The 12503-nt window shown below is 63.1% G+C and carries 11 protein-coding genes; 5 read left to right on the forward strand and 6 right to left on the reverse strand.

All coding sequences use genetic code 11. The features are described from left to right. Positions 1–277: 277 nt before the first annotated feature. The 6 genes from NKH57_RS20200 to NKH57_RS20225 all read right to left on the reverse strand — a co-directional run bounded on the left by NKH57_RS20200 (position 278) and on the right by NKH57_RS20225 (position 7939). A complete protein-coding gene (locus NKH57_RS20200; protein WP_352946583.1) occupies positions 278–1297 on the reverse strand; it encodes a zinc-binding alcohol dehydrogenase family protein in 1020 nt (339 codons plus the stop codon). Between the two features lie 68 nt (positions 1298–1365). Next, complete coding sequence (locus NKH57_RS20205) at positions 1366–2331, reverse strand: ABC transporter permease (RefSeq protein ID WP_352608746.1); 966 nt, start codon at positions 2329–2331, stop codon at positions 1366–1368. Further along, positions 2328–3881 (reverse strand): sugar ABC transporter ATP-binding protein, encoded by a 1554-nt coding sequence (locus tag NKH57_RS20210; RefSeq protein ID WP_352608745.1) that lies wholly within the window; start codon positions 3879–3881, stop codon positions 2328–2330. The genes NKH57_RS20205 and NKH57_RS20210 overlap by 4 nt, the downstream gene beginning before the upstream one ends. A 170-nt stretch (positions 3882–4051) precedes the next feature. After that, the gene (locus NKH57_RS20215; protein ID WP_023760801.1) at positions 4052–5044 is read right to left on the reverse strand and encodes an ABC transporter substrate-binding protein; all 993 of its coding nucleotides are present in this window, start codon (positions 5042–5044) and stop codon (positions 4052–4054) included. 329 nt (positions 5045–5373) lie between these two features. After that, positions 5374–6372, reverse strand: a complete 999-nt coding sequence (locus NKH57_RS20220) for an aldo/keto reductase (RefSeq protein ID WP_352946588.1) — start codon at positions 6370–6372, stop codon at positions 5374–5376. Positions 6373–6433: 61 nt separating this feature from the next. After that, entirely contained in the window at positions 6434–7939 is a 1506-nt protein-coding gene (locus NKH57_RS20225) for a UxaA family hydrolase (protein WP_352608743.1), read from the reverse strand. Positions 7940–8168: 229 nt separating this feature from the next. Here NKH57_RS20225 and NKH57_RS20230 point away from each other — a divergent pair, with 229 nt between their 5' ends. The 5 genes from NKH57_RS20230 (at position 8169) to NKH57_RS20250 (ending at position 12458) form a co-directional block, all read left to right on the forward strand. After that, positions 8169–9071 (forward strand): GntR family transcriptional regulator, encoded by a 903-nt coding sequence (locus NKH57_RS20230; protein WP_352946592.1) that lies wholly within the window; start codon positions 8169–8171, stop codon positions 9069–9071. Between the two features lie 149 nt (positions 9072–9220). After that, a complete protein-coding gene (locus NKH57_RS20235) occupies positions 9221–9577 on the forward strand; it encodes a DUF2946 family protein (RefSeq protein ID WP_352946656.1) in 357 nt (118 codons plus the stop codon). 97 nt (positions 9578–9674) lie between these two features. Continuing rightward, a complete protein-coding gene (locus tag NKH57_RS20240) occupies positions 9675–10214 on the forward strand; it encodes a copper chaperone PCu(A)C (protein WP_352946595.1) in 540 nt (179 codons plus the stop codon). Between the two features lie 39 nt (positions 10215–10253). Beyond that, the gene (locus tag NKH57_RS20245; RefSeq protein ID WP_352946598.1) at positions 10254–10772 is read left to right on the forward strand and encodes a YcnI family copper-binding membrane protein; all 519 of its coding nucleotides are present in this window, start codon (positions 10254–10256) and stop codon (positions 10770–10772) included. Between the two features lie 54 nt (positions 10773–10826). Next, on the forward strand, positions 10827–12458 hold the full coding sequence (locus tag NKH57_RS20250; RefSeq protein ID WP_352946601.1) for a copper resistance CopC/CopD family protein: 1632 nt from the start codon (positions 10827–10829) through the stop codon (positions 12456–12458). Positions 12459–12503: the final 45 nt, after the last annotated feature.

Consider the following 12503-nt stretch of genomic DNA (forward strand, 5'->3'; position numbering starts at 1 on the left):
CCCATCGCCAGCAAGATGCGAAGAGCCAGATGGAACAGAGACTTCCTCTTCCAGCTCTTTACTCATATGCGATAGCCCTGCCCTCCGGAGGGAGAGGAAGGGAGCCCGCTGGCGGCGGGAGAAGGAGGAGTCTGGTTGAGGAGCGTTGCCTGCAATAGGCTCGCAGCTTCCTCTACCCCGTCGATCGGGGGAGAGGTGGCTCGGCGAAGCCGAGACGGAGTGGGGGTCGATCTGCGCTGGGCGCCGTCAATTCGGGCCGGGTTCACCGCCTGCTAAGTTATGCTCCCACCTCGATCACGGCCTTGATCAGTCCTGATTTCTCATGCGCCCAGCGGGCGAGATCGCGCGGCGTGGCCGCGAGCGTGGTGCGGTGGGTGACCAGCTTGGCCAGCGGCACGGCGCCGTTGCTGATCGAGGCGGCGACATGGTCGAAGTCGGCGCGCAAGGCGTTGCGGCTGCCGATCAGCGTCATTTCGCGCTTGTGGAATTCCGGATCGGAAAAGCTGATGTCGTCCTTGACGACGCTGACCAGCACCAATGTTCCGCCATGCGCGACATGGGCGAAGGCCGACTGCACGGACTGGGTGTTGCCGGTGGCGTCGAAGACCACATCGAAACCTTCGCCTGATGTCGCCTCCTTGATCATGTCGGGCACCGCGCCGCGCGAACCGTCGAGGGTCTGGAACCCAAGCTCATTCTCGGCGAAGGCGAGCCTTTCACTGCTCATGTCGAGCAGTGCCACGTCGAGGCCGGCGATGCGGGCGAAGATGGCGGTGCCGAGCCCGATCGGGCCGGCGCCGATGACCAGCGTGCGTCCACCCGGATCGGCCCGTGCACGCCGCACGGCATGCGCGCCGATGGCCAGGAATTCGACGGCAGCGGCGTCGGCCAGCGACAGGCCGTTGGCCGGATAGAGATTTTGTGCCGGAACCAGGATGCGTTCGCACATGGCGCCGTCGCGATGCACGCCGAGCACCTCGATGCTGACGCAGCAATTCGGCTTGCCGTGCCGGCAGGCTATGCACCTGCCGCAAGAAAGATAGGGGTTGATGACGACCGGTTCGCCAACGGCCAGTTCGACACCTTCCCCGGGCTCCACCACGGTACCCGATACTTCATGGCCCATGATGCGGGGATAGGCGAGGAACGGGTGCTTGCCCTCGAAGATGTGATAGTCGGTGCCGCAGATGCCGACATGGCTGACGGACACCAGCGCCCAGCCGGGAGGCGGCGCGCGGGGGGCCGGACGGTCTTCCAGGATAAGATCGCCGGGCGAACGGCAGACGACGGCCTTCATGCTTCAATCCAGTCTGTAATGAATCGCCGGCCCGTCGATCGTGACGGGCCGGCAATTGATCGAGGGGTTTACTTGCCGCGGCGGCGCAGCCCGTCGAAGTAGACGATGATGATGATGAGCGCGCCGGTGATGATGCGCTGCCAGAACGAGTTGACGTTGAGCAGGTTGGCGCCATTGTTGATGGTGGCCAGGATAAAGGCGCCAAGCAGCGGTCCGTGCACCGAGCCGACGGCACCGAACAGCGAGGTGCCGCCGATGACCGACGAGGCGATCGCCTGCAACTCCCAGCCCTCAGCCTGGGTCGGGTTACCGATGCCGATGCGGGCGGCCAGCAGCACGCCAACGAAAGCCGCGCAGAGGCCGGACAGCGTGTAGGCCATGTAGATGGTTCGCTGGACATTGACGCCGGACAGGCGCGAGGCCTCGGCGTTGGAGCCGACCGAGAACAGATACCGGCCCCAGCGGCTGTGATGCAGGAAGATATAGGCCGGAATGCCGACCAGGATCACCATCCAGAACAGGTTGGGTATGCCGATGAAGGAACTGCGCGAGAACGCGGTGAAGGTGTCGCTGTTGATGTTGATCGAATTGCCGTTGGTCATCAAAAGGCCGATGCCGCGCAGCGAGGTCAGCGTCGCCAACGTGATGATGAACGGTGGCAAGCCCATCTTGACGATGCCGAAGCCGTGAAACATGCCGATGGCAACACCGACCAGCAGCGTCACCAGAATGGCGAGCCAGATCGGGAAGCCGGCATTGATCATCATGGCTACGACCACGGTGGCGAAGCCGACCACGGCGCCGACGGACAGGTCGATGCCGCCGGTGATGATGACGAAAGTCTGGCCGACCGCCATAATGGCGATCATCGAACCCTGCCGCAGCAGGTTGGCGATGTTGTTGGAAGAGGCGAAGCTCGGCGTCGCGACCGACAGGACGATCCAGAGCAGAACCAGCAACGCCAGAAGCGTCAGCCCGAACAGGACATTGTAGTTCCGTTTTGGCTTTTCGACAGCAATCGCCTCGGTGCTCATATCTGTCCTCCCTGCTTTTCTTGTTTCTCGGCGAGCGCCTGCGTGAGAATGTCCTCGTGGCTGGCGCCGCGAAAACCATGAGTCGCCACCAGTTTGCCGCGCCGGAACACATGCAGCGTGTCGGCCAGTTCGTAGACTTCCGGCAGATAGGACGAGATCAGGATGATGCCGGCGCCTTTCGACAGCAGCGCGCCGAACAATCGGTAGATCTCGGCCTTGGTGCCGACATCGACGCCGACCGTCGGTTCGTCGAAGATGAACAGCTTGGCGCCGTGCGCCAGCCATTTGCCGATGACGATCTTCTGCTGGTTGCCGCCCGACAGGCTGGACGCCAGAGCGCCGCGCGTCGGTGTCTTGATGCGCAGATCGGCGATCTGGCGATCGGCCTGCGTCTTTTCCTGCGCACTCGAGATCAGCAGATTGTTCGAGATGCGCTTGTAGATCGGCAGGTTGAGATTGAGGCCGACCGGCAGGTTGAGGCAGAGGCCCTGGTCGCGGCGGCTTTCCGGCGCCAGCGCCATGCCGAGCTTGATCGCGTCATGCTCGGATTTGACCTGAACCTCCTTGCCTTCCCAGAGAATCTGGCCGGCCGATTTGCGGTGGCGGCCATAAAGTGTCGTGACGAACTCGCTGCGCCCGGCGCCGATCAGGCCATAGAGCCCGACGATCTCGCCGGCGCGAACCGTCATCGAGACATTTTCAAACCCTTTGCCGGACAGGTTCCGCGCTTCGATGATCGCGGCGCCCGGCGTGAAATGCTCCTTGTGGTAGACCTGCTCGATAGAGCGGTTGATCATCATCTTGACCAGCTCGGCATCGTTGGTCTCGGCGATGTTGCGGGTGCCGACCAGCATGCCGTCGCGCAGCACGGAAACACGATCGGCGAGTTCGAACACTTCCTCCATGCGGTGGCTGATGTAGATGATCGTCACGCCTTCGCCCTTCAGCCGGCGGATCAGGGTGAAAAGCTGGTCGGCCTCCTTGCGGGTGAGATAGGCGGTCGGCTCGTCGAAGATCAGGAATTTGGTACCGCGCACGGTGGCGCGGGCCGCCGCTATCAGCTGTTGTTGGCCGATTGTCAGGTCGCCCAGCGTGACATGCGCCGGCAGGTCGAAGCCGAGATCGTCGATGATCTTCTGCGCTTGCCTGACCATGGAGCGCTGCTGCAGGATGCCGAAGCGCGAATTTTCTTCGCCGAGGAACATGTTGGCGGCGACGGTCAGGTGACGGCACAGCACGACCTCCTGGTGCACGGCATTGATGCCGAGCGCCATCGCCTCATGCGGCGTCGCCAGGGCAGCCGGCTGGCCTTCCCAGATGACCTCTCCGGAGGTGCGCGGCATGACGCCGGTCAAAAGCTTGATGAGGGTCGACTTGCCGGCGCCGTTCTCGCCGACGATGGCGTGGATCTCGCCAGACTTGAAGGCGAGGTTGACCGGCTTGAGCGCGTGGGTGCCGGGATAACGCTTCTCCAGCCCGCGCAATTCGAGGATGGTCCTGCCAGGCTCCAGCACAGGGGCCGGATGCAGTTCCTGCGCCGTCGATGTCATGACAATCCTCCCAGATTGGCCTCCCAGATTGGCCTCACGATTGGCACGCGGCGAGGCAAGGATATGCCGCGAAGACAGCCTAGCTCAGGCTCGTGGATTGCCAAGCCGTTTGTGCCGGCAGCGAATGTTTCCGGGGCGCGAGGCCCCGGAAACGATTTGGATGCGAAGGCTTAGAGCTTCGGATTGAGCAGCGCGTCGATCTTGGGGTCCTTCATGTTGTCCTTGGTCACCAGATTGGCGCCGGTGTCGACATTGGCCTCGACCTTTTCGCCCTTCGAGGCGGCGAGTGCGGTCTTGATGCCGTCATAACCCATCCGGTACGGATCCTGGACGACGAGGGCGGAAATGACGCCGTCGTTGAGGAACTTGATCAGCTTCTCGTCGCTGTCGAAGCCGACCAGCGCCAGCTTGCCGCCAAGGTTGTTTTCGGCGACAGCCTGACCGACGCCCTGCGCCATGATCAGGTTGGAGGCGAAGATGCCCTTGAGATTCGGGTTGGCGGTGATCAGGTCGGTGGCGATGTTGAGGCCGGTGGTGGCCTGGCCGTCGGCATATTTGTCGGCGACCAGCTTCAGGCCCGGATATTTGGCGGCCAGCTGTTCGGTGAAGCCCTGCTTGCGCTGTTCGAGCGAGCCGGCGCCCGGTGCGTTGGTGATCAGGGCGACGTCGCCCTCGATCTTACCGCCGTTGGCGGCGCCGATAGCGGCTGCAAGGCCGTCGGCAGCAACGCGGCCGCCCTGCACATTGTCGGTGGTCAGGAACGATGTGAAGGCCTTGGAGTCGGCGCCGGAGTCGATGCCGATAACCTTGACCTTGGCAGCGGCTTCATCGATCGGCTTGCCAAGCGCCTTGAACTCGGTCGGCGCAATGACGATGGCCCCCGGGTTGCTGGCAACGGCGTTCTCGAGGATCGAGACTTGGCCGTTGACGTCGGTTTCAGCCTGGGCGCCAAGTTCCGGCACGTTGACGCCGAGATCCTTGCCGGCCTTGCGGGCGCCGGCCAGAACGATCTGCCAGTAGAAGGACGTGGTGTCCTTGACGATGATCGGAATGGTCACATCCGCCGCCGAAACCGGCGCCGAATGCATGACGCCGGTGAGCATCGAAGCTGCTGCCAGCGCCATGACAGCGCGGCGGTTGAGAATGCTGGTCACGAATTTCATGAGGTTCCTCCCTAAGTCGCCCGGTGAACGTTACGGAAGCTCCGTTCGGATAGGCGTAGCCCAAACAGAACTTTATCAATAAAAAACAGTTGCCATGTTTTGATAGTGCATCGAACCGGCCGATGCAAGCGGTGTTTGACCAGTTCTCGGGAAGCCTGGCAGAGGCAGAGCCACCGCACTGCTTTCCCTCGCCGTCATCGAATGCTCCCGTTTCCATTCCGTGAGCGTATGGAATATTAATTCCACCCGTTCGTCAATATGGAATGTTCATTCTCATATAAATTGCAAGGGTGTGAAACCGGATCGCCGTTCACCGAGCGGATCGCGTTTCACGCCAGCTCCTGCACGAGGGTATGGGGGCGATATCTGGCGTATTCCGTCTCCGGCACGTCGATGTCGAGCAATTCGAGGTTGCGGGTCAGGTTCGCCAGTTTGGCGGTACCGGTCAGCACGGTAGCGACCATTGGTTCATGCAGCGGGAACTGGAACGCGGCCGCGGCCAGCGGATAACCGCCCTCGGCTGCGATCCTTTCCATCGCACCGACGCGATCGAGCACGTCATGGCTGGCAGGGCGGTAATCGAAATGCGCGCCTTGCACCGGCCCGGTCGCCAGGATGCCGGAGTTGAAGACGCCGCCGATGACCAAGGAGGTCTGTTGCGCACGGCACAGCGGCAGCAATTCCGCTTCGGCGCTTCGGTCGAGCAGGGAATAGCGGCTGGCGAGCAGGATGCAATCGAGCGGCGCCCGGCGCATCACGTCGAGACAGATCTGCACCTCGTTGACGCCGAGCCCATAGGCGGAAATGACACCTGTTCTCTTCAGCTCTTCGAGCGCCTTGAGGCCGCCATCCATCAGATCGCGAAAGTGCAGCTTGGTCTTCTCGGCGCCATGCGTGTAGGCGCCGATATCGTGGACGAACAGGATGTCGATCTTGTTCAGGCCAAGCCGCGCATAGCTGAACTCGACCGAGCGCATGACGCCGTCATAGGAATAGTCGTAGTCGAGCGCGAAGGGCAGTGGATCGACATAGGAGTGATCGGGAACATGATCATCCGGCACTGGGCGGAACAGCCGGCCGACCTTGGTCGACAACACATAGGAATCGCGCGGCTTGTAGCGCAGGAAGTCGCCGAAGCGTCGCTCCGACAGGCCGAAACCATAGAAGGGTGCGGTGTCGAAATAGCGCAGGCCGGCTTCCCAGACGCCTTGCAGCGTCTCCATCGCGGCTTCGCGCGGACAGGCGCGGTAGAGGCCGCCGAGCGCTGCGCCGCCAAAGCTGACCTCGGTGACCTCGAGCGCGGTGCGACCGATGCGGCGCTTGTTCATGTGAAAACCTCCCCGTTCCCGACCATTGTCCGGCCTGGCCATCTTCAGATATCAGTGGAAACTAAAGCGTCGCGCCTAGGTGCCAGGGCACGAACTCGTTGTCGCCGTAGCCGAAATCCTCGCTCTTGGTCTTGCGGCCGGAAGCCGTCTCGACAATCAGTTCGAAGATCTCGCGGCCCATGCCGGCGATGGTCTTTTCACCGGAGGCAATGACGCCGCAATTGACGTCCATGTCCTCTTCCATCTGATGATACATGGTCGAGTTGGTGGCGACCTTGATCGACGGTGTCGGCCGGCAACCGAAGCAGGAGCCGCGGCCCGTGGTGAAGACGATGATGTTGGCGCCGCCCGCCACCTGGCCGGTCGCCGAGACCGGGTCGTAGCCGGGGGTGTCCATGAACACCAAGCCGCTGCCGGTGACCTTTTCGGCATAGCCGAAGACACCATTGAGCGGCGTCTGGCCGCCCTTGGCGACCGCGCCGAGCGATTTCTCCAGGATGGTGGTGAGGCCGCCGCGCTTGTTGCCGGGCGAGGGGTTGTTGTCGATCGAGGCGCCGTGCTTGGCGACGTGATCTTCCCACCACTTCACGAAGCCGTCGAGCTTCTGCGCGATCTCCGGCGTTGCCGCGCGATAGGCTAGCAGATGTTCGGCGCCGTATATTTCCGTGGTCTCGGAGAGGATGCCGATGCCGCCAACGCCGGCCAGGATATCGACGGCAGCACCCAGCGCCGGATTGGCTGTAATGCCCGACATGCCGTCGGAGCCGCCGCATTGCAGGCCGACGACGATCTCGCTGACCGGGATCGGCTCACGCTTCAATTGGCCGACTTCCTCGGCAATCTCAGCCAGCACGCCCATCGCCTTTTCGACCGATTTGCGCGAACCGCCGGCGTCCTGGATGTTGAAATGGCGTTTGCCGGCAGCGACGCCCTTCTGGCCATAGAGCGTGAGCTGGTTGACCTCGCAACCGAGGCCGACCATCAGCACGCCGCCGAAATTCGGGTGGCGGGCATAACCGGCAAGCGTGCGGTGCAGCACCATCATGCCGTCGCCGGTGGCGCTCATGCCGCAGCCTTGGCCGTGAACGATCGGTACGAAGCCGTCAATGCCGGGATATTTCGGCAGCAGGGTTCGGTTGGCGGTGTCGGCGATCGAATGGCAGACGGTGGCCGAGCAATTGACGCTGGCGACGATGCCGATGAAGTTGCGCGTGCCTGCGCGGCCATCGGCGCGGCGATAGCCCATGAAGGTGCGGGCGCGGTCCGCTTCCGTCGCGTGCTCGGCCTCGCTTGGCGGCACGACCGGCAAGCGGCCCGATTCGAAAACCAGATTATGCGAATGAACGTGCTCGCCGGCTGCAATATCCTGTGTCGCACGGCCGATCGCCTGCGCGTATTTGACCACGGCCTCGCCGGCGGCGATCGGCTTGATCGCCACCTTGTGGCCAGGTTCGATCAGAGCAGCGGCGACGGCGCCGCCCGGCAGCACGGTGCCGATCTCGATGCGGCCGTTAGCGACGGCGACATTGTCGGCGGGGGACAGGAGGATGCAGTTGGAGGCGTTCACGGGCGGTTTCCTGGGTGATCCTGGGGTGCGCGGGCGGATTGACACGCGCTTGTTTAGATATAATGTCTTTTATCGTGAAAAAACAATTTTGCGTCAATTGTTTTTTCGCTGGGGAGTTCCGCATGTCCATCGGCGTTCAGGAAAGCGAATTTCGCTTTCAGGGGTCATGGGAACGTCATATTGCGCTTCCGGCCGACGGCCGCAAGCGACGGCGTGCAACGGGTCAGGGATGTCGAAGAGCAACAACGTCTATAAGGATGCCTACAACCGCTGCCTGCGGCTGCTCGACGAGACGCGCAGCCTGCCTTCGGAGCCGGAACTGGGCACCTTGCTTGGCGTCAGCCGCACCACCGTACGATCGATTCTTGCGCGCATGGAAGAGACCGGGCTGATCGCCTGGAACAAACGTGCCAAGACGGTGCTGCGCGAACCGCGTCCCGATGATTTCTTCCCCGAGGAAGAAACCGACACGCTGGCCGAGATCATCGAGCGGTCGTTCATGCGGCGCCTGCTTGCCGGCGGAGCCGAAGCCGGCATGCAGATCAATGAACTCGAACTGGCGCGCGAGATCGGCGTCGGCACCACCAGCGTGCGCGAGTTCCTGATCCGCTTCTCGCGCTTCGGCCTGATCGAGAAGCGCCGCAACAGCCACTGGGTGCTTAAGGGTTTCACGCGCGCTTTCGCGCTGGAGTTGACCGAAATCCGTGAGATGTTCGAGCTGCGCTCGGCGGCAGCCTTCGCCGCTCTGCCGCAGGACAGCGCTGTCTGGGTCAATCTCGAACGTCTGGAAGACGAACATCGTCGGCTGGCAAGCGAGATCGCCACCCGCTTCAACGAGTTCTCCGAACTGGACGAGCGCTTCCACCGGCTCATCCACCGGGCGTCGCATAACCGCTTCATCGTGGATTTCTACGATGTCATCGCCATGATCTTCCACTACCACTACCAATGGAACAAGACGCGAGAACGCGAACGCAACGAAGTCGCGATCAATGAGCATCTGGTCTATATAGAGGCGCTGAAATCACGCGACCTCGGCAAGGTCGACGCCGCCTGCCGCAAGCACCTGAAGTCGGCGCGCCAGACCTTGCTGACCTCGATCCCCGAAATGCGGTCGCCCCAAAAATCATAAGGCGCGTCGCATCTGAAGGGCTGCGACGCGCTTCCTGCCGCGTTGCCGCAGCATCGAATTGGCGATTTTCCACCCGACGGCCTCGTGCTAGGAATGTTGCATTGCTGCGAAGAGGCAGGGTTTTGGGCGTATCGAGGAGACGGTGGAGCATACCGGTCGCGCTTGTCGCGGCCTATCTGCTGTTGCTCCAGTCGACGCTCGGCGCTTTCGCCATCGGAAACGTGCCGAATGCGTCACAACTCGATGCCTTTGGCAACGTCATCTGCACCCATGGGGGTGCCACCCAGCTTCCCGGCGGCAACCAGCCGCCGTCCCATCAGCCGGCATGCTGCGTGCTCGGCTGCGGCATGTTTTCGCCGGCCTTTGCGCCGCCGCCCGATGCCGGGCTTGCGCTGGACAGTCGTTCCTTTGAAACGGTAGCCTTTGTCTTCCGGGCGGCCATCCATCTCGACTTCGTGCGTGAGCGCTCGCCGTCGAACCCGCGCGCGCCGCCGCTGACGGTCTGAGCCTGCTTGCCCGCCGGAACCTTTCGTGGGCGTACCCATCCAAAGATCAAACTGCTCGCGACCGGCAACGGCGCGACCATCACTTCATGGAGCAACCATGTTCAATTTCTTTCCTGACGCCGCGCGTCTTAAGCCCGGCACCATTCTACGCAGCATCGAAGAAGGTGTCGGCATTGCCATGCTGGCTTTTGCGCTGCTGTTCGTCGGCGCCCATACTGTCGTCGCGCATGAGTTCAAGGTCGGCGATATCGAGATCGGCCATCCCTGGTCGCGCGCCACACCGGCCGGCGCCAAGGTCGCCGGCGGCTATTTCACGATCACCAACAATGGCAGCGCGCCGGATCGGCTGGTGTCGATTTCCTCCGATATCTCTGAAAAGGCCGAGCTGCATGAAATGGGCGTCAAGGACGGCGTCATGACCATGCGACCGGTTGCCGGCGGCCTGGAAATTCCGGCCGGCGGCAAGGTGGCATTGGCGCCTGGCGGCTATCATCTGATGTTCTTCGGCTTGAAGCGGCAACCCAAGCAGGGCGAAAAGTTTTCCGCCACGCTGACCTTCGAGAAGGCCGGCGCCGTCAGCATCGATTTCGCCGTCGAAGGCATCGGTGGTGGCGCCACGGACGATCACGCCAATTGATCCGGCCAGCTTCGCCAGTTTGAAATCAGAGGGACCATCATGAACAAGTATCTTTTGTCCGCCGCAGCACTTTTCGTGCTCGGGACAAATGCCGCTTTCGCGCATATCACGCTCGAAACCCAGGAGGCGGCCGTCGGCTCGACCTATAAGGCAATCTTACGCGTGCCGCATGGTTGCGACGGCAAGGCGACGACTGCTCTACGCGTGCAGATCCCGGAAGGGGTGATCGCGGTGAAGCCGATGCCGAAACCCGGCTGGACGCTGCAGACCAAGAAGGGCAAGTACGACAAATCCTACCAGCTCTATGGTCAGGCGGTGACCGATGGGGTCAAGGAAGTCGACTGGAGCGGCGGCAGCCTGCCGGATGAATTCTACGACGAGTTCGTCTTCCGTGCGACGCTGACGGCGGATCTACCGGTGGGCCAGGAGCTTTACTTCCCGGTGGTGCAGGAATGCGACGGCGCCGCTGATCGCTGGATCGAAATCCCCGCAGCCGGCCAGGATGAAGACGCACTCGAAAACCCGGCGCCCGGCATCAAACTGCTGCCGAAGAAATGATCTTTTCGAGCGGCGCGCTCGCAAGAGCGCGCCGCTATCTTTTGTGGCGGTGACATGAGCACGACGTCCTACCTGCAAACGGCTTCCATGGCCGGCCACCGTGCCGGCCGGCTGGTCGTCGGCCTGCTGGCCCTGATCGTGTTTCTCGCCATCATGGCAAATCAGGCTTTCGCCCATGCCGCGCTGATCAAGACAGACCCGGCCGATGGCGCGGTGCTGGAACAGGGGCCGGCACAGTTCTCGCTGACCTTCAGCGAGCCGGTCTCGCCGCTGGTGCTGACCCTGGTGAAACCCGACGGCACGCCGGTTCCGCTGACCGCCTTCCGTCTCAACGACCAGACGGTCGAAATCGACAACCCGCAGGAGCTCGCACCTGGCACGCACGTCTTGAGCTGGCGCGTCATTTCCGCCGACGGCCATCCGGTCGGTGGCTCCCTGCTGTTTTCCATCGGTGCGCCAAGTGCGCCGCCGGCGGTGTCTGAAGCCGTCGACTGGTCGCTGCGATCGGCGATCTGGATCGGCAAGGTCTTTCTCTACATCGGGCTCTTGCTCGGCGTCGGCGGCGCCTTTGCCCTTGCCTGGCTGGCCCGGGATGCCCACGCCGGACAGCGCTTCATTGCGGCTGTAATCCTGTGCGGGTTGGTCGCGGCGCCTTTGTCGCTCGGCTTGCAGGGGCTCGATGCGCTCGGGGCACCGCTCTCCCATCTGGCGCAGCCGGTCATCTGGCGGATCGGGCTCGGCACCAGCTTCGGCTGGACAGTGCTGGTCGCGCTGATCGCGCTGGGGCTCGGCCTGCTGTCGCTGGCCGGACCGCGCGTGGCCGCCAGGCCATTTGCCATGGCCGGCCTGGCCGGGGTGGGTGTCGCACTTGCCGCCAGCGGCCATGCCAGTGCCGCCGAGCCGCAATGGTTGACGCGGCCAATGGTGTTCCTGCACGGCGTTGGCATTGCCTTCTGGGCCGGCGCGCTGGTGCCGCTCGGCCTGGCGCTGAAGGGGCAATCGGCGGAGGCCGCGCCATTCCTGCGTGCGTTTTCTAGGCTGATCGTGCCGGTAGTGGCCGCGCTAGCGGCTGCCGGTGTCGTGCTTGCCGTCATCCAGGTGCAAACGCCCTCGGCGCTGATCAACACGGCCTATGGCTGGCTGCTGTTGGTCAAGCTCGGGCTGCTGGTCTTTCTCTTCACGCTCGCCGCCGTCAATCGCTGGAAACTCACTGCGGCGGCCGAGACCGGATCGACGCAGGTGCAACGCAGGCTCTCCCACTCGATCGGCGTCGAACTGCTGATCGTGCTGGCTATCTTCGGCGTGGCCGCGGGCTGGCGTTTCACGCCGCCGCCACGGGCACTGGCGATCGCTGCGGCGCAACCGGCCTCGGTTCACATCCATGCGCTGCAAGCGATGGCCGATCTCAGCATCACGCCCGGCCATGCCGGACCAGTTGTCGCCTCGATGATCATCATGACCGGCGATTTCGGACCGTTCGACGCCAAGGAGGTGACGCTGGTGCTGTCGAAGCCCGATTCCGGCATCGAGCCGCTGAAGCGCGCGGCGACCAAGCCCGGCGACGGCAGCTGGCGCGTCGACAATCTCGTCATCCCGGTGCCCGGCCGATGGACGGTGCGCATCGACATTCTGGTGTCGGACTTCGAGGTGGTGAAGATCGAGGCGCCAATCGACATCAGGCCCTGAACGCCAGACGCTCTCAAGGCCAAACTCATCATGGTCTGCTGCAAC

It is taken from the genome of Mesorhizobium sp. M1050 (assembly GCF_040318715.1).
Classification (GTDB): domain Bacteria; phylum Pseudomonadota; class Alphaproteobacteria; order Rhizobiales; family Rhizobiaceae; genus Mesorhizobium.